This is a genomic window from Natrinema sp. CRL1 (genome assembly GCF_059162405.1).
Genome location: NZ_JBLVOY010000001.1, coordinates 319,241 through 337,103, shown reverse-complemented (window position 1 = coordinate 337,103; position 17,863 = coordinate 319,241). Strand labels below are relative to the sequence as shown.

General features: G+C 63.6%; 18 protein-coding genes. 16 read left to right on the top strand and 2 right to left on the bottom strand.

Annotated elements, in window-relative coordinates; all coding sequences use genetic code 11:
• Positions 1-17 precede the first annotated feature (17 nt).
• Genes ACJYUO_RS01830 through ACJYUO_RS01815 form a run of 4 tightly spaced genes read left to right on the top strand, consistent with a single transcriptional unit; the run spans position 18 to position 3,619 of the window.
• Positions 18-938, top strand: a complete 921-nt coding sequence (locus tag ACJYUO_RS01830; protein WP_494343708.1) for a branched-chain amino acid ABC transporter permease — start codon at positions 18-20, stop codon at positions 936-938.
• Positions 935-2,077, top strand: coding sequence for a branched-chain amino acid ABC transporter permease (locus tag ACJYUO_RS01825; RefSeq protein WP_494343707.1), 1,143 nt, complete (start codon positions 935-937; stop codon positions 2,075-2,077). Before ACJYUO_RS01830 ends, ACJYUO_RS01825 begins: the two co-directional genes overlap by 4 nt.
• Position 2,078: 1 nt before the next feature.
• A complete protein-coding gene (locus ACJYUO_RS01820) occupies positions 2,079-2,852 on the top strand; it encodes an ABC transporter ATP-binding protein (RefSeq protein WP_494343706.1) in 774 nt (257 codons plus the stop codon).
• Positions 2,849-3,619 carry an ABC transporter ATP-binding protein gene (locus tag ACJYUO_RS01815; protein ID WP_494343705.1) on the top strand — a complete coding sequence of 257 codons (771 nt, stop codon included), beginning with the start codon at positions 2,849-2,851 and terminating at the stop codon, positions 3,617-3,619. Before ACJYUO_RS01820 ends, ACJYUO_RS01815 begins: the two co-directional genes overlap by 4 nt.
• A 119-nt stretch (positions 3,620-3,738) precedes the next feature.
• Here ACJYUO_RS01815 and ACJYUO_RS01810 read toward each other — a convergent pair whose 3' ends face one another.
• Entirely contained in the window at positions 3,739-4,452 is a 714-nt protein-coding gene (locus ACJYUO_RS01810; protein ID WP_494344420.1) for a helix-turn-helix domain-containing protein, read from the bottom strand.
• A 226-nt stretch (positions 4,453-4,678) separates the two neighbouring features.
• Here ACJYUO_RS01810 and ACJYUO_RS01805 point away from each other — a divergent pair, with 226 nt between their 5' ends.
• A complete protein-coding gene (locus tag ACJYUO_RS01805) occupies positions 4,679-5,536 on the top strand; it encodes an SDR family oxidoreductase (RefSeq protein ID WP_494343704.1) in 858 nt (285 codons plus the stop codon).
• 2 nt (positions 5,537-5,538) lie between these two features.
• A complete protein-coding gene (locus ACJYUO_RS01800) occupies positions 5,539-7,569 on the top strand; it encodes an AMP-binding protein (protein WP_494343703.1) in 2,031 nt (676 codons plus the stop codon).
• Here ACJYUO_RS01800 and ACJYUO_RS01795 read toward each other — a convergent pair whose 3' ends face one another.
• Positions 7,570-8,004, bottom strand: coding sequence for a type II toxin-antitoxin system VapC family toxin (locus ACJYUO_RS01795; protein WP_494343702.1), 435 nt, complete (start codon positions 8,002-8,004; stop codon positions 7,570-7,572).
• 88 nt (positions 8,005-8,092) lie between these two features.
• Here ACJYUO_RS01795 and gatB point away from each other — a divergent pair, with 88 nt between their 5' ends.
• The 10 genes from gatB (at position 8,093) to ACJYUO_RS01745 (ending at position 17,840) form a co-directional block, all read left to right on the top strand.
• A complete protein-coding gene (gene gatB, locus ACJYUO_RS01790) occupies positions 8,093-9,589 on the top strand; it encodes an Asp-tRNA(Asn)/Glu-tRNA(Gln) amidotransferase subunit GatB (RefSeq protein WP_494343701.1) in 1,497 nt (498 codons plus the stop codon).
• 179 nt (positions 9,590-9,768) lie between these two features.
• On the top strand, positions 9,769-10,734 hold the full coding sequence (locus ACJYUO_RS01785) for an MBL fold metallo-hydrolase (RefSeq protein WP_494343700.1): 966 nt from the start codon (positions 9,769-9,771) through the stop codon (positions 10,732-10,734).
• 156 nt (positions 10,735-10,890) lie between these two features.
• Entirely contained in the window at positions 10,891-12,249 is a 1,359-nt protein-coding gene (locus tag ACJYUO_RS01780; protein ID WP_494343699.1) for an ABC transporter substrate-binding protein, read from the top strand.
• Positions 12,250-12,264: 15 nt separating this feature from the next.
• The gene (locus ACJYUO_RS01775; RefSeq protein WP_494343698.1) at positions 12,265-13,137 is read left to right on the top strand and encodes a branched-chain amino acid ABC transporter permease; all 873 of its coding nucleotides are present in this window, start codon (positions 12,265-12,267) and stop codon (positions 13,135-13,137) included.
• Positions 13,130-14,221: a branched-chain amino acid ABC transporter permease gene (locus ACJYUO_RS01770; protein WP_494343697.1), complete on the top strand. Its 1,092-nt coding sequence runs from the start codon at positions 13,130-13,132 to the stop codon at positions 14,219-14,221. Before ACJYUO_RS01775 ends, ACJYUO_RS01770 begins: the two co-directional genes overlap by 8 nt.
• A complete protein-coding gene (locus ACJYUO_RS01765; protein ID WP_494343696.1) occupies positions 14,218-14,946 on the top strand; it encodes an ABC transporter ATP-binding protein in 729 nt (242 codons plus the stop codon). Before ACJYUO_RS01770 ends, ACJYUO_RS01765 begins: the two co-directional genes overlap by 4 nt.
• Entirely contained in the window at positions 14,946-15,662 is a 717-nt protein-coding gene (locus ACJYUO_RS01760) for an ABC transporter ATP-binding protein (RefSeq protein ID WP_494343695.1), read from the top strand. The genes ACJYUO_RS01765 and ACJYUO_RS01760 overlap by 1 nt, the downstream gene beginning before the upstream one ends.
• A 177-nt stretch (positions 15,663-15,839) precedes the next feature.
• Positions 15,840-15,977, top strand: coding sequence for a hypothetical protein (locus tag ACJYUO_RS01755; protein ID WP_006429386.1), 138 nt, complete (start codon positions 15,840-15,842; stop codon positions 15,975-15,977).
• Between the two features lie 179 nt (positions 15,978-16,156).
• Positions 16,157-17,467, top strand: a complete 1,311-nt coding sequence (locus ACJYUO_RS01750; protein ID WP_494343694.1) for an NAD(P)/FAD-dependent oxidoreductase — start codon at positions 16,157-16,159, stop codon at positions 17,465-17,467.
• A gap of 151 nt (positions 17,468-17,618) precedes the next feature.
• Positions 17,619-17,840: a hypothetical protein gene (locus ACJYUO_RS01745; RefSeq protein WP_494343693.1), complete on the top strand. Its 222-nt coding sequence runs from the start codon at positions 17,619-17,621 to the stop codon at positions 17,838-17,840.
• Positions 17,841-17,863: the final 23 nt, after the last annotated feature.

Genomic DNA, 17,863 nt, shown 5'->3' with positions numbered 1-17,863 from the left:
GATGGGATTCAATAATCATGCTCGAACACGTACTCAACGGCCTCTACTACGGCTCGATCCTGTTCATGGTCGCGTCGGGGATGACGATCATCTTCGGCGTGCTCGGGATCCTCAACCTCGCCCACGGCGAGCTGTACGCGCTGGGCGCGTTCTGCGCGTTCAGCGTCGTCGGCTTCTTCGCGGGGCAAGTCGCGGCTCCGACCGGCCCAGTGACCGCGATTATCTTCAGCCTCGTCGTCCTCGCCGGGTCGCTCGCGGCCGCCGCCGTGTTACTGCCGGTCGGCGGCGCGCTCGAGGCGACGTTCATCAGGCCGATCTACGACCGGGACGAGGTCTACCAGCTCCTGTTGACCTACGGGCTCTTGCTGGTCCTCACCGACGTGATGAAGTTCGTCTGGGGGCCGTCCCCGGTCGACATAGGGGTCTACAGCGGCATCAACGAGATTCCGACGACGGAACTCGTCGGCTTCAGCTACCCCTCGTACAATATCCTCGTCATTCTGGTCGGCATCGCGGTGTTCGCCTGGCTCATCTGGTTCTTCGACCGGACGAAGACCGGCCGTATCGTGCGGGCGACGGCCATCAACCGGAAGATGTCGACGGCGATCGGGGTCAGTACGGACCGTATGTTCACGCTCGTGTTCGCCATCGGCGCGTTCTTCGCCGGCTTCGGCGGCGCGATGGTCAGTATCGGCCCGGGCAGCGCCGTTCTCGGGATGGGGCTCAAGTGGCTGGTGCTCTCTTTCGTCGTGATCGTCATCGGCGGGCTCGGGAGCCTGAAGGGAGCCTTCGTCGGCGCGCTCTTGGTCGGCGTCTCGAGTCGCGTCGTGACGCCGTACTATCCGCAACTCGAGCTGGCGGTCCCGTTCTTGCTGATGGTGGTCGTCTTGCTCGTCAGGCCCGAAGGCCTCTACGGAACGTGGGGTGAGATCCAATGAGTCGCTTCTTAGTCGAACGAGACGGCCAGACCCGCGTGCGGCTCTCGGAGGGGATGGAGCTAACGAAGCGCCAGTCGGTCCTCGCGGTCCTCGGACTCGTGGTGCTCTTTGTAGTCCCCGATATCACGCGACTGACCGGCCTCTCGTTTCAGGCGATCCACCGCGGGATCCTCTTCGGCCTCGCGGCGGTCGGCCTGAACCTGTTGTTGCGCCACACCGAACTCGTCTCGTTCGGCCACGCGGCGTTCTTCGGCGTCGGGGCCTACGGTGCCGCCGTCTTGGCGTCACACTTCGACGTCTCGAGCGGCCTTCTGTTGCTGGTCGGGGCCGTCCTCGCGTCGACGGCGATCGCGGTCCTGATCGGCTACTTCGTCGCCGGCTACCTCGACATCTACTTTGCGCTGCTGACGCTCGCGTTCAACCAGGTCCTGTACGCGTTCGTCCTGCAGAGCGGCTACTTCAACTACAGCGACGGGCTCAGTGTCCGTCCCGACGGGCTGAATCCGCCGACGCTGTTCGGGCTCCAGTGGACCTCGGCGGGGTACGACCTGATCCTGTACTATCTCACGGTCGTCGTCCTCGTCGTCTCGCTGCTGGCGATGTGGAAGCTCATCAACTCGCCGTTCGGTCGGGCACTGGACGCGATCGGACAGGACCGAACGCGGGCCAGGTTCGTCGGCATCCCCGTCGAGAAGTACGTGTGGATCGCGTTCGCGATCTCGGGGATCTACGGTGGGCTCGCCGGCGGGCTGTTCGCACTCTTGCAGTTACACGTGAGCCCGGACCCGACCCTCTACGCGTTCGTCTCCGGCGAGATCCTGTTCATGGCGATCCTCGGCGGGTTCGGAACGCTTGTCGGTCCGGTGATCGGCGGCGTCGTCCTCGTCTACCTGCTAATTCAGGCGCCGTTCTACGTGGAGTACTACAACGCCCTGACCGGGCTGGTACTGATCGCGGTCGTCCTCTTCCTGCCGGAGGGAATTCTGGGTTCGATCCCGAAGGTCGGCACCGGACTGGCGCGACGACGGAGCGATCCCGGCCTGCTCCGCGAGGACGTTGTGACGCTCGGCTCGTCGCTCCGTCGGGGCGTGAGCCGCGCCGTAACCACTGTCCGAATCATCGTTTTCGGAGTGAACTGAGATGCTCGAAGCACGAAACCTACGCAAGGAGTTCGGCGAACTGCGCGCTACGGACGACGTCTCGCTCGAGTTCGGAAAGACCGACGGCGAGATGGTGTTCATCGTCGGCCCCAACGGGGCCGGCAAGACGACGCTGATCAACCTGTTGACCGGGCTCCTCGAGCCGGATCAGGGGTCGGTCGTCGTCCACGGCGAAGAGAACGGCGCTCCCGGCGAAGACGATATCACCGGGATGGCCCCCGAAGAGCGGGTTAGACAGGGGCTCGTCAGGAGCTTCCAGATCGTCCACGTCTTCGAGGAGATGACCGTCCGCGAGAACCTCCGCGTCGCGGTCCTCTCGCGCTACGACAAGACGCTGAGCATGCGATCGGTCGACGACGGCCACGAGGAAGTCGAGGCCGAAATCGACGGGCTCCTCGAGCAGTTCCGCCTGACCGATGTCCAGCACGAGGTGGCGGAGACGCTGCCCCACGGGGACCGCAAACTGCTGGACGTAGCGATGTCGTTCGGGCTCGATCCGACGTACCTGCTGCTCGACGAGCCGACGGCCGGCGTCGCGACCCGCGAGAAGGAGTACGTCATCGAGACCATCGTCGAGGCCAGCGAGGCCGACGGGGTGACGACCGTGACGATCGAACACGACATGGACCTCGTCAAGGAGTACGCCGACCGCCTCGTGGTCCTCCACGAGGGGGCGGTCTTCCGCGAGGGCGATCCCTCCCTGCTCGAGACCGACTCGGAACTCCGGCGCGTCCTGCTGGGGGTGGACGAATGAGCACGCTCGGTCCCGGCTCCGACGCCGGCCCCGGTGGGTCCGACCCGCTGCTCGAGGTCTCGAACCTCACGGCGACCGTCGAGGGGTTCGAGGTCACTCACGGCATCGACCTCGAAGTCAACGAGGGCGAAGCCGTCGCGCTCGTCGGCCGCAACGGTGCCGGAAAGACGTCGACGTTCCGGTCGATTATGGGGCTCACACCGGTCGCGAACGGGTCGATCAGGCTGCGCGGCGAGGAACTGCTCGACATGCGGCCCGAACTGATCCCCAAGCGGGGGATCGGCTACCAGCCGGAGAGCCGCGACCTCTTTACCGGGATGACCGTCGAGGAGAACTTTCGGCTCCCGATCTGGACCGCCGGGGAGGCACGCGGCATCGACGACGAGGACACCGTGGTCGAGGACGTCTTCGATCTCTTCGAGGAGCTCGAGGGGCGGCGTGACGCCGAAGTGCAGAACTTGAGCGGCGGGCAGGGAAAGATGACCGCGATCGGCCGAGCGCTCGCGCTCCGGCCGGACTTACTCATCCTCGATGAGCCGCTCGAGGGGCTCGCGCCGGTCGTCGTCGAGAACGTCAAGTCCTACATCCGCGAGATCATCGATCGGGACATCTCGGTGTTGATCGCCGAATCGAACGCGAGCCACGTCCCGGAGATCGTCGACCGAATGTACGTAATCGAACGCGGCGAGATCGTCGACAGCGGCGACCCCAAGGCCCTCTCTTCCGACGAGGAGATCCAGATGCTCATGCAGGGCGGCGGGGAGTGAGCGGCGTCGCCGCGCTGCGTTTCCGTTCGGCGGCTCGCAGTGCTCTTACTGGCGTTTAGTATCGAGTAATCGATCGCAGTACGACTGAAGCAGCGGAGCAGACGGGTTCGTCGTCTCGCTCAGAACTGGTCGTCGTCCATCCGCTCGAGCACGCCCAGCGCCGACTGGAGCACTTTGCGCTCGCTCCGGCGCAAGTTCATCGAAACGGCCGTCTTCGAGATATCGAAGTGATCCGCGAGGTCGTCGAGCGTCGTCCCGCGGGGCGTCTCGTAGTACCCGTGCCGGAACGCGACTGCGAACGTTTCGCGTTCGGTCTCGGTCAGCGACCGGCAGCCCTCGAGCAGTTCCATCGCGCTCTCGGCGTTCTCCAAGAGATCGAACAGTCTCGACGGGCCGAACTGGTCGCGGTCCTCGACGCTGAACTCGTTGTGGCGCTCGAGTTCGGCGAGGGTCCGATCCTCGTCTTCGTCGGCGTCGAACCCGATGTGCCACCGTTCCCGACCGTTCTCGATCTGAAACGGACCGGTGATGTAGCCCCCGTTCCGTTGAATCGTCTGCATGGCGTTGGTCACCTCGATTTTCGTGCCGATTTCGGCGACGGTGTCGCGCTTAGAGAGGATATAACAGTCCGTCATGTTCGAGTGGGTTCGGAGCGCTCGAAGCCCGTCCTCGAGCGCGTCCCTCGAGTCCCCCTCCGCGATGAGTCGCGTCTCGAGTCGCTCGGCGTCAGTATCGAGTTGCCACTGGACGGCCGAGAAGGCGATGTCGACGTCGTCCGTCGTGTCGATGAACGGACAATCGTACTGCCGCATATCGATATCGAGGTCGATCATCGCTAGGAAGAGAATGACTGCCATACAAGGTCTTAATAGTTGCTATTATTCACTCTCGCTAGTCGATTACTGTGGTGATGAGCACGTAGTTCTGGGATTACATCAGTGATAATCGTTCGATCAATTGCTCCGAAAACTACACACCGTATCGTCGTTCGATCAGTCGTCGTTGATATGTTAATGGCGATGTTTTAGGATGGTCCTCGATAACAATGAACTGTGTACAATGGTTCAAGATCAGGTCACAGCACCCACCGTCTCTGCTGAGGAAATATACCGCTTCCCCGACGACTCCTTTACCGAGCGCAACGTCTGTCTCGTGACCGGCGCGGCCTCGGGCATCGGCCGGGCGACCGCGCTGGCCGCCGCCGGCAACGGCCTCACCGTCGCAGCCACCGACGTCGACGAGGACGGCCTTGCGGGGACGATCGGCCGCGGCGAGGAGCTCGGTCTCGAGGGGCCGATCGAGTCGGTTCCCGGCGATCTAACCGAGGACGACGACCTCGAGCGGATCGTCGACGAGGCCGCCGCGCTGGGCGATCTCAAGTACCTCGCGAACGTCGCGGGGATGCAACACATCGACCCCATCGACGAGTTTCCGATGGAGACCTACGACCTGATGCACAGCATCATGCTCCGGGCACCGCTATATCTCTCGAAGCTCTGTATTCCCCACTTCCGGGAGACCGACGACGGCGAGGGCTGTGTCGGCAACATGGCGTCGGTCCACGGCCACTACGTCACCAGCGACAAGGTCGCCTACAACGTCTCGAAGTTCGGGCTCCGCGGGCTGACCCAGTCGATCGCCGCCGAGGGCGAGGGAAAGATTCGGGCGTTCTCGCTCAGCACCGGCTACGTGAAGACGCCGCTCGTGACCGCCCAATTAGAGGACACCGCCGAACAGCGCGGCATCTCGGTCGACGAGGTGATCGAAGACGTCATGCTCGGCCAGTCCCGCGTCAAAGAGATGATGGAACCCATCGACGTCGCGAACCTCTTCCTACTCGGCTTCTCCGAGCTGGGACGACACCTCGACGGCGGCGACCTGTTGTTTGATGGTGGCATGACCATAACCTACGAGTAACAATGTCCGGGAACACCAGCCCCAGCCTCGAGGACATCGACGAAATCGCCCACGAGCCGAGTCAGGAGTTCGTCGAGTCGACGAACGTCTTCGAGTTCATGCGGGCGTACGGAATCGACGACTACGAGGCACTGATCGAGCGGACGACGACCGACCTCGAGGGCGAACCCGAGAGCGGCGTCGACTGGTTCTGGGACGAACTGGTCAACTATCTCGGGATCGAGTTCTACGAGGACTACGACGAAATCCGGGACAATAGCGAGGGACCGCAGTTCACCGACTGGTACCCCGGCGGCGAACTCAACATCGCCCACAATGTCGTGGATCGCCACGCCGCGGTCGACGCGGAGCGCCGGAACAAAGTCGCAACCATCTGGGAGGGCGAGGACGGCGACGTTCGCGAAATCACGTATCACGAACTCTACCGGCAGGCGAATCAGGTCGCAAACGCGCTCGAGCAGCGGGATGTTGGCACGGGCGACACTGTCGGCCTCTACATGCCGATGGTGCCCGAAGTCGTCTCGATCCTCTATGGCTGTTTCAAGGTCGGCGCGATCGCGGTGCCGATCTTTTCGGGCTTCGGCGTCGACGCGGCTGCGACCCGGATCGCGGACTCGGAGTGTTCGATCCTCTTTACCGGTGACGGCTTCTACCGCCGCGGTGACCCGGTCTTTCTGAAGTCTGCGGCCGACGAGGCCATCGAAGAGGCGGGCCACGTCGAACACACGATCGTCTTCGACCGGCTGGGCTCGAGCACCGCCACGAACGAGAACGAGATTCCGTGGGACGACGACCGCGACGAGTGGTGGGCCGACGCCGTCGAAGGGAGCGACGACGACTACGAAACGAAATCGCTCGACTCGAGTCAGGAGTCGATGCTGCTGTACTCCTCGGGGACGACCGGAAAACCGAAGGGAATCGTCCACACCCACGCGGGGGTGCAGGTCCAGTGTCCAAAGGAGGTCTACTTCGGGATGGATCTCAAGCCCGCGGACCGCTTTTTCTGGGTCTCGGACATCGGCTGGATGATGGGGCCGTGGAGCTTGATCGGGACCCACACGTTCGGCGGCACCGTCTTCATGTACGAGGGCGCGCCGGACTACCCCGACCCGGACCGCTTCTGGGAGATGATCGACCGCCACAAGCTCACCCAGTTCGGCATCTCGCCGACCGCCATTCGGGCGCTGCGCAAGCACGGGGACGAGTGGCTCTCCGGCCACGACCTCTCCTCGCTTCGAATTCTGGGCTCGACCGGCGAGCCGTGGGACCCCGAGTCCTGGCACTGGTTCCACGAGCACGTCGGCGATGGCGACGCCCCGATCATCAACATCTCCGGGGGCACCGAAATCTGTGGCTGCTTCCTAATGCCGATGCCGACCGAACCGCTCAAACCCTGTACGCTCGGTGGCCCGGGCCTCGGCATGGATATCGATGTTGTCGACCGCGAGGGCAGCTCCGTCAAAGAGGACAACGAACGCGGCTACCTCGTCGCGCGGGACTCCTGTCCCTCGATGACCAAGTCGCTGTGGTCGGGCGACGAGCGCTACCTCGAGGAGTACTGGTCGACCTTCGAGGAGCCGCCGCTGTGGGACCACGGCGACTGGGCACAGAAAGACGAGGACGGGTTCTGGTTCCTCCACGGCCGGGCCGACGACGCACTCAACGTCGCCGGCCGCAAGGTCGGCCCGGCGGAGGTCGAAGGCGCGCTCATCGACCACGAGGCGGTCAACCAGGCCGCCGCCATCGGCGCGCCCGACGATACCACCGGCACCGCCGTCGTCGCCTACGTCGTCCTCGAGGACGGCGTCGCGGAGTCAGACGACCTCCGCGAGGAACTGCGGGCACAGGTCGGCGAGGAGTTGGGCAAACCGTTCCGCCCGCGCGAGGTGCTATTCGTCGAGGAGTTCCCAAAGACCCAGTCGGGCAAGATCATCCGCCGAGCCATTCAGGCAACCTACACCGGCGAGGATCTCGGCGACATGAGCAGTATCGAGAACCCCGAGGCGCTCGAGGAACTCGAGAACGCGCGGTAGTCAACGCGGATCGTATGGATTCGTGGCCGTCTCGAGCCGAGTGATGTCGTCGATGCGATCGAAATCGTCGTCGAACGCGTACAGATATTCGATGTCGTTGGCTTGCATATACGCGGCGATGCAAGCGTCGACGAACGAAAGACCACTGTGCCGGCGAAACAGCGATTTCGCCGTCGCCAACGTATCCGCTGATAGCGAAACGAGGTGAAACCTGACGGTTTCTTCTATACGGCCGAGAAAATCGACGGCCGGCTCGTGACCGGCGTATGTCGTTAGTCCATTGAGCGTCTCCGCGAGAACGTAATCGAGGACGATCGCCTCGGGGAGGGACTGATCGTCGATCCCGCGAAGAATCGGAAGTGCGGCTTCGTGTGCCCCGTCTCGTCGGTAACTCGCGGCAAACAGCACCGACGTATCGACGACCGCACGCGGCATCAATATAGTGTGGTGGCACACTACCCGATCGGCGACGAAACGAGCGCGTCCCGTTACGTTTTACCCCCACGGGCCCGAATCCCCTCCAATGACTGCCCAGACCGTCCAGCAGGGCGACCTCGTGACCGTCATCGGCCTCGAGGTCCACGTTCAGCTGGAGACCGACACGAAGATCTTCTGTGGCTGTTCGACCGAGCCGAGCGACGAGCCCAACGACAACGTCTGCCCAGTCTGTCTCGGGCTCCCGGGCGCGCTGCCGGTGCTGAACGAGGCCGCCGTCGAGGCCGCCGTCAAGATTGGGAAGGCGATCGACGCCGACATCCCCGAGGAGACCCGGTTCCACCGGAAGAACTACTACTACCCCGACCTGCCCAAGAACTTCCAGATCACCCAGTACGACGAGCCGATCTGTGCCGACGGCGAACTCGAGGTCTCCGTCGAGGGAACCCGGCGCACGGTCGCGATCGAGCGCGCCCATCTGGAGGAAGACCCGGGTAGTCTGCAACACGTCGGCGGCGGTGGCGGGATCGACTCCGCCGACTACACGCTCGTCGACTACAACCGCGCGGGGACGCCCCTGATGGAGATCGTCACGGCCCCCGACTTCCGCAGCCCGAGCGAGGTCCGGGCGTTCCTCGCCGAACTCGAGGAAGTCCTCGAGTACCTGAGCGTCTTCGACGCCGAGCGGGACGGCAGCCTGCGGATCGACGCCAATCTCTCGATCATCCCCGAAGACGAGATCGACGGCGACGACACCGACGAGATCGGGATGGACGCCCTCGAGTCGGCCAACCGAACCGAGGTCAAGAACATCTCGAGTCACAAGGGCGCGGAGAAGGCCTTGGCCTACGAGGAGACCCGCCAGAAGAACGCGATCCAGCGCGGACGCGCGGTCGAGCAGGAGACCCGTCACTGGGACGAGAGCCGCGGGATTACGGTTTCGATGCGCTCGAAAGAAGAAGAGAAGGACTACCGCTACTTCGAGGAGGCCGACCTGCCGCCGCTGCGGGTCTCCGGCTGGAAGGACGAGATCGCGATTCCGGAACTCCCCTCCGCTCGCCGCGAGCGGTTCCAAGAGGAATACGGCCTGAGCGAGGAGGCAGCCTCGAAGCTCACCTCGACCAAGCAGGTCGCGGACTTCTACGAGGACGTCGCCGGCGAGTTCGACCCCGACCTCGCCGCCACGTGGGTCGCGGACAACCTGCTGGGCGAACTCAACTACCGCGACATCGAGATCACCGAAATCGAGGGCCGACTCGAGGAGATCAAGCGGCTCGTCGAACTCCTCGCCGAAGACGAAATCACGGCGAAAAACGCCCGCGAGACGGTCCTGCGATCGATGCTCGACGACGGCCGAACCCCCGACGAGGTCGTCAGCGAGGAAGGACTGGGCAAGACCGGCCAGGACGAGGTCCAGCAGGCCGTCGTCGAAGCTGTCGACGAGAACCCCGACGCCGTCGACGACTACGAGAGCGGCGACGACGGCGCGATCAACTTCCTGGTCGGACAAGTCATGCAAAAGACCGGCGGCAGTGCGGACCCGGGTGACGTCAACCAGCTTCTGCGAGCCGAACTCGAGGACTAAGCGGCGCGTTCGGCGGTCTCTTTTCCGTCTCGGAATGGCGGCTCTCGCTCGTTCACCCATTCTCGAGCCAGCGCCACGCCCCGAGTCGCGACTACCGACGGAGCCAGTATCAGCGCGGTCGGTACAGTCCCCTTCCGCGACCGCGTGAATTATAAACTGCCGACATGTTCCTAGCCGGCATGGACCGCATTACGCTCGGCAACGAGGAGTTCGAGGGCCGAAACAACGCGTACGTGCTTGCGGACGACGACGCGGGTGAACTCGCGCTCGTCGATACCGGCATCGCCACCGATCCCGTTCGGCAGGACCTCCGCGACGGCCTCGCCGACCGCGGCTACGAGTTCGCCGACGTCGACGACATCGTTCTCACACATTTCCACGTCGATCACGCCGGACTGGCCGGCGAGATTCAGGCCGAAAGCGACGCGACGGTCTACGTCCACGAGGCTGACGCCCCGATGGTCGCACAGGACCCTGACACGATCGCCGCCGTCGAGGAACAGCGTCGAGACCGCCTCGAGGAGTGGGGCGTCCCCGAGGACGCACGAGCGGAACTGCTCGACTTCCTCGAGTCGATCGAGATCGACGGCCCGTCGGCCGAACCGACGCTGATCGAGGACGGAGAGATACTCGAGGTCGGCGGCCGAACCCTCGAGACGATCCACGCGCCGGGGCACGCGGCCGGCCTTTGCTGTTTCGAGACGGCGGGCGGCGACGAGGCGTTCGTCGGCGACGCCGTCCTCCCGGTGTACACGCCGAACGTCGGCGGCGCGGACGTACGCGTCGAGCGCCCGCTCGAGAAGTACGTCGCGACGCTGGGGCGGCTCGCCGACCGCGACTACGAGCGGGTCTGGCCCGGTCACCGCGATCCCATCGAGGAGCCGACCGAGCGGATAGAAACGATCCTCGAACACCACCGCGAACGGACGGAAGCGATCCTCGAAATTCTGGAGGAATGCGGGCCGGCCGACGCCTGGACGGTTAGTGCGGAACTGTTCGGAGACCTCGAGGGGATCCACATCGTTCACGGCCCCGGTGAGGCGTTCGCCCACCTCGATCACCTTCGGCACGAAGGTGTCGTGGAATACGGAAACGGAACGTATCGGCTTCAAAAGGAGACGTTTGTACTCGAAGACGTTTTTTGAAGGCCTGTTCTGTCGGAAAGTCAGTCCCGGACTGGTTGACAGCATACTGAAACTTTACAGTTGTGTATTGTTGTCGAGATCCATGCTACCATCCCTCATCTTTATTAACTGGGGATCGAAAGAGATGGATGAGAACCGGTAACTCACTGACACACGATGGTTAACGAAGATAACAATACTCTCGAATCGAATAGAACTGGAAAGAATTATGTCGGACGCCGGACGTTTCTCGGTGCGGCAAGTGCAGGTGCGCTGACGACGACGCTCGCCGGGTGTATGGGTGGCGTCGGCGGCGGGGGTGACGACGACGTGTTCAAAATCGGCCACCTCGGCCCGACGGAGCTCCAGATGGGCCGCGGTGCAGAACGAAGTGCGGAGCTCGCGGTTGCCGAACTGGACGACAACGATGGGGTCCAGGGACAGGATGTCGAACTACTTTCGGAAGACACCGGCGGCTCACCGTCGGAGGCCGAGCGGGTGACACAAAACCTAGTCGATTCCGATAACGTCGACCTGCTCGTTGGTACCTTCGTCAGCGAGGTTACCCAGGGAATCATCGACTACGTCGCAGAGCGAGACGTGCCGTTCATCATTACGGGCTCCGCCGATCCGGCGACGATTACCGAAAATCACGGACAGGACTACGAACGGTACAAGAACATCGTTCGAACCGGTCCGATCAATTCGGATCTGCAGGCAGAAGGGATGGCCGGCTACGCGAGCCACCTCAACGACCTCCACGGGTTCGAGAACTTCTCGATTCTGGCCGACGACGCCGCCTGGACCGGCTCTTTCCGCGACATTCTCCCCGATCTGATCGAGGAGGACAGCGATCTCTCCGTCGTCCACGAGGACAGAATGGCACTCGATACGGACAACTTCAATCCGTTCCTCGACGACGCTGCCGACGCAGACGCCGACGTCGTCATGCGGTTCATCGCACACGGCGGTGCGGCAACCTTCACCAGTACCTGGGCCCAGAACGAGTACCCGTTCGCCCTCGAAGGGATCAGCGTGCCGGGCATGTCCCCCGAGTTCTGGGGCGCGACCAACGGCACCTGCCTGTACGAAACGACGTCTCAGTCCGGTGCCGGTGGCGTCTCGGAGTTAACCGACAAGACGATGCCGTTCGTCGAGGGTTACGAGGCGGAGTTCACTGGCGAAGGCCAAGACCCGCCGAGCAAACCGATGTACATGGGGTTCAACTCCTACGACGCGATCCTCTTCTACGCGGAGGCGGCCGAAGAGGCCGGAACCACCGATTACAACAGCGACCTCGACGCCATCGTCGACGCCATGCTCAACACCGATTTCACCGGTGCTGCGGGCGAAATTTCGCTCTACGGAGAGGATTCGGACTACCCGAACGACGTGATGGAAACCAGGAACGAGGACGGCATCATTTCGAACTTCCCGATCACGCAGTGGCACGAGGACGGGGACGACGGCGTCGTCGAGTGCGTCTACCCCGAACAGAACGCGACTGCAGAGCACGTCGTCCCAGAGTGGCTCTGAGCCGAACACGAAGGAATGTTAGAGCAATTACTCTCGATACTAGTGGTGGGTGCGATGATCAGCGCGGTCTATGCGCTGATCGCAATCGGATTCACCATGATATTCGGCGTCGGCGGCGTGTTGAACCTCGCACACGGTGCTTTGATCATGATCGGCGCGTTCACGTACCTCGCAGCCACGTCGGCCGAGTTGCCGCCCTTCGCAGGGTTCCTCCTCGCGGTCGTCGTCACAGCCGCTGCATCCTACGCGCTGTACGCGGGGCTCGTCAAATACATCGAAGACAACATCGTGATCACGTTCCTCGCGACGGTCGTCGTCGCGTTGCTGTTGACCGAACTGGTCATCATCCAGTTCGGCAGCGCGCCGTCGCAGCTCCTTCCCGTGGTCTCGGGGACGATATACCTCGAGGCAGTGGGAACCCGGATCCGGTACGTCCAGCTGCTGGCGTTCGTCGTCTCGTGGATCGCGATCGGGGCCCTCTGGTACTACGTGACGAAGACCGACGAGGGACGATCGATCCTCGCGACGTCGATGAGTACGCGCGGTGCGGAACTCACCGGAGTCGACCTGCAGACGGTCAAATCCCGAACCTGGCTGATCGCCGGCGCGTTCGCCGGGATCGCCGGCGTGTTCATCGGGACTCTGCAATCGACGTCGCCGCAGATGTGGCTCAGCCCGCTCGCACTCGCGTTCATCATCGTCGTGATCGGCGGGATCGGCAGCATCAAGGGGTCCGTCATCGCGGCGTACCTCATCGGCTACCTCGAGACGGCATCGGTCGAGATCCTCGGACCGAGCTTCCAGGGGGTCCTATCGTTAGTCGTCCTCGTCGCTATCTTGCTGCTCAAACCGAACGGTCTCTTCGGGAGGGAGCTCGTCCATGAGTAGCGCAACCGATCGGTTGAACGCCGCGACGAGGAACGCAACGGATCGATTGAGCACCGTGACTGGGCCCATCGATCAGTTACTCCAGCCGCTGGCGGACGTCTACAACCGGTTGTTCGGTGACTACTTCGGTGAAATGAACGGGCTCCAGTTCGTGTTGATCTTCGGAACGGCCGCCACGCTGTTGACGGCGCCGTTCTGGGGGAATTTCGGGCTCGTCAGAGCGATGACGGTCGCAGCGATCTGGGCGATCTTCGCGATGAGCTGGGACATCCAGAGCGGCTACACCGGCTACATCAGTTTCGGCCACTCCGTCCTCTCGGGTGCCGCGGGATACACGACCGCGATGCTCATCCACAACGTGAACCCGGAGCTGTCGATGATGATCACGATTCCGGTGTCGATCCTCGCCGCGCTCGTGGTCGGGTTGCTCGTCGCCCTGCCGTCGCTCCGGCTGACCGGCCCGTACTTCTCGTTGATCACGTTCGTCGCCGTGTTGATCTTCTACCGATTGATCCCCTCCTTCAGCCAATACACTGGCGGTGAAACGGGGATCCAGTCGGTGGAGGTCTTCACGTACGACCCGGTCGCTCGGTACTACTACATGATCGTGCCGATGCTGCTGATCGCGGTCGTGCTGACGCTGATCGCTCGCTCGAACATCGGACTGATCCTCATGTCGATCCGCGAAAACGAAGCCGCGGTCAACGCCGCCGGGATCAACGCGACGAAATTCAAGATATTTTCGTTCGCGCTGAGTTCGATCCCGATGGGGATCGGCGGCGTGTTGCTGGTCCACTTCAGCGGCGGCGTCGATCCGACGACGTTCATCGTCGTCGATCGGAGTATCGAAATGATCGCGATCGCCGTCCTCGGCGGAATGAGTTCGATTCTCGGCCCGCTCGGTGGGGCGTTCTTCCTTATCGTGCTCCGGGATTACATCCTCACCGATATCGCCAACCTCGGATCGTCCATCCGCTGGACGGTCTTCTGGGCGCTCGTGTTGCTCGTGTTAGTGTTCGCCCGCGACGGCGTGTTCCGCAAGCTCTGGCACGGTCTCGATCGTCTGGGAGGTGATCACCGATGAGCCTGCTCGAGGTCGACGGCCTCACGAAGAAGTTCGGCGGGCTGGTTGCCGTCGATGATTTCTCCTTCGACGTCGAAGAGGGCGAGATCGTCGGCCTGATCGGCCCGAACGGATCGGGCAAGTCCACGGTGTTCAACTGCATCATGGGCCTCTACGACGTCACCGACGGTTCGATCACGTTCAACGGTGACGACATCACCGACGACGCGACCCACGAGGTCGTCAACAAGGGCCTCTCGCGGGTCTCTCAGGAGTCGAACCCGATCCAGGAGATGGCGGTGGCGGGCAACATCAAGCTGTTCACGCTCCCGAACAGCATCCGCTCGTTCTACGGCGGCGCGAGCGAGGAGGAGATCTACGAGTACGCCGCCCGCATCGATATCGAGGACAAACTCCACGAAATGCCGAGCGAACTACCCCACGCGGACGTCCGCCGGCTCGAGATCGCCAAATCGCTGGCGACCGAGCCCGAACTCATGCTGCTCGACGAGCCCTTCGCGGGGATGAATCAGGCCGAAATCGCGGAGCTGGCCGATCAGATCGAAGGGTTCCGCGAGGAGGGGATGACGATGATCGTGGTCGACCACAACATGGGCGGGCTGATGGAGCTCGTCGATCGGATCGTCGTCCTCAATAACGGCGACTTCCTCGCGTCGGGCAGCCCCAAAGAGATCGCCGAGAACGAGCACGTACAAGAAGCATACCTCGCCGGGGAGGGACTCTAATGACAGATCCGATACTCGAGGTCGACGACCTCAACGTCTACTACGGCAAGTCACACGCGCTGAAGGGCGTCTCGCTGTCGATCGATGAGGGCGAAATCTACGGCGTGATCGGGCCCAACGGGGCCGGGAAGACGACGATGCTCAACGCCATCGCTGGCTTCGTCGAGTACGAGGGGTCCATCCGCTACAACGGGGCGGACCTCGCCCGCGTGAGCCCCCAGCAGATCGTCAGGGACGGCCTGATCTACTGTACCGAGAACCGGGATCTGTTCCCGTACTTCTCGGTTCACGAGAACCTGCTGATGGGCGCGCAGTTCCGCGATGAGCGCGATGCGGTCCAAGACGACCTCGCGATGGTCTACGAGCTGTTCCCGCGGCTGGACGAACGCCGCGAACAGGAAGCCGAGACCATGAGCGGCGGCGAACAGCAGATGCTCGCCGTCGGCCGGGCGCTCATGAGCGACCCCGACGTGTTGATGCTCGACGAACCGACTCTCGGGCTCGCACCGGTCATCATCCAGGATATCAGTGACGCGCTCGAGCGACTCTCCGAACAGGGGCTGACGATCCTGCTCGCCGAGCAGAACTCGACGTTCGCGCTGCGCCACGCCGAACGCCTCTCGCTGATCGAAACCGGCGAGATCGAACTGGCTGGCACGTCCGCGGAGTTCCACGACAACGAGTACGTCCGCGAGGCGTACGTCGGCGTCCACTGAGGACTCCCGGTCGCTTCGAACTCCGTTTTCCGGTCGCGTCGACGACGGCGAGCGGTGACGCGATCGCGCACAGATCCGGGGTCTACCCGTTGGCCGCGGTGTCGACGGCGGGACCGGCAACACTGATACTGTGAATGCTTGCCGGCCACCTACGTGTCGCCCCGTCGATGCTATCGCATGGTCAAACTCTCGACGATCGTCATCGTCGCCGGTATCGTGATGCTGTTCTTCCCGATTCCACCGGTCGCGAGCGCGCTCGGCGGGGTCGCCGTGATCCTCGCCGGCATCGTGCTTCGATTGGTCGCGGGGAAGTGAGAGAGGTCAGCGACCGAGTTGCCGACCGAATTCATATCGGTAACGTTCGCTCGAGCGGGCAGGCGTCCGGAATGTGATCGGGGACACGCTGCCGGTCAGAGTCCACATATTTGTCAGCTGTCGTACTGACCTGCATTAGTGGCCCGACGATTTTATCCGCCGCCGGTCGATGTCCACCCATGCAGTCGACTCCGCGGGTAGTCGTCGCCGGCGGCGGACTGGCCGGACTGGTCGCCGCGCGCCACCTCGCCGCCGGCGGCACAGACGTGACGGTGTTCGAACGCCGAGACCGGGTCGGCGGCCGCGTCCGAACCCTCGAGCGCGACGGCTACCGGTTCGATCGCGGCTTTCAGGTCCTCTTTACCGCCTACCCCGCGGTGCGGCGGGAACTCGATCCCGAGGCGCTCGAGTTGCGCCGGTTCGCGCCGGGAGCCACCATCGCCGGGCCCGAGGGGCGATCGGTTCTCGCAGACCCGCTCCGGGAGCCCGGAACGATCGCAAAAACGCTGTCTAACCCGTTCGTCTCTGTCGGCGACGCACTTCGTGTCGCCCGACTCTGGTGGGAGCTTCGGCGGGCCGATCCGGACACCCTATTCGCCGGCGACGACGGCCGGATCGACGACTTCCTCCGCGATCGTGGGTTTTCGGAGCCGTTCATCGAGGACTTCGTCGCGCCGTTCTACGGCGGGATCACGCTCGACCGGTCGCTCTCGACCTCGAGACACGTCTTCGAGTACACGTTCCGGACCCTCGCGGCGGGCGAGACCGTGGTTCCGGCCGCCGGCATGGGGGCGATCCCGACCCAACTCAGCGCCCGCGTTCGCGAGGCCGGCGGCACGATCGAGACCGGCGTCGATGTCGAGTCGGTCGCGGCAAACGGCGGCGACTCGAGCAGTGGCCCCTCCGAACCCGACGGCTCCGTCACGGTTGCGACTGGGGAGCGAACCGTCGAGGCCGATGCAGTGGTCGTCGCGACCGATCCGCCGACCGCTCGCGAGTTGACCGGCGTCGAGTCGATCCCCACCGACGCGCGGGGCTGTGTCACCCAGTACTACGCGCTGCCGGCCGATATCGACCTCGAGACCGGACGGCGGCTCCTGTTGAACGCGACCGATCGGGGTCCGAATCACGTCGTGCCCCACAGCGCGGTCGCACCCGAGTACGCCCCCGACGGGAAAGCGCTGGTCAGCGCGACCTATCTCGGGGTCCCCGACGAGAGCGACGACGTTTTGGCCGACCGGACGCGGGCGGCCCTCGAGTCGTGGTATCCCGGCCAAGAGTTCGGCGCGCTCGAGGCGCTTCACACCGAGCGCGTGCCGTTCGCACAGTTCGAACAGCCGCCGGGGTTCCGCAATCGGCTACCCGACGCTCGCGATCCCGCGGGCCCCGTCTATTTGGCCGGCGACTACACGCAGTGGTCGTCGATTCAGGGTGCGATGGAGAGCGGCCGGGAGGCGGCGAAAGCCGTGATCGAGGACTTGTCGCGGTGATTTCCGCGGCAGTGGACTCGAGTCGGTCCCGTTCGATCGGATCGACCGGCGACGGAGGATCGGACTACCACGATACCGTGACAGTCCCGCGAGTGGCGGAGAACTATTAAGCGCCGGAGCGCCGTACTCGAGACACGGAGATAGCACAGCCATGGCTCTGGACGAACTCCTCGAGGGAACGTCGTTGACCGGGCGGCAGGCGGCGATCATCTTCTTTAGCTTTCTCGGCCTGATCATCGTCGCCGGGCTGATCCTGATCACGTTCAGCGGCTTCTTCAGGGACCTGTTCATGCTCCGCGACGCGGCCGGCGTTCGCATCGGTATGCTGGCTCTCGTGGCCGGGCGATCGACCATCGGACGTCTCGGTTCCTGAGTTCGATTTTTGAGGCGGTCGCC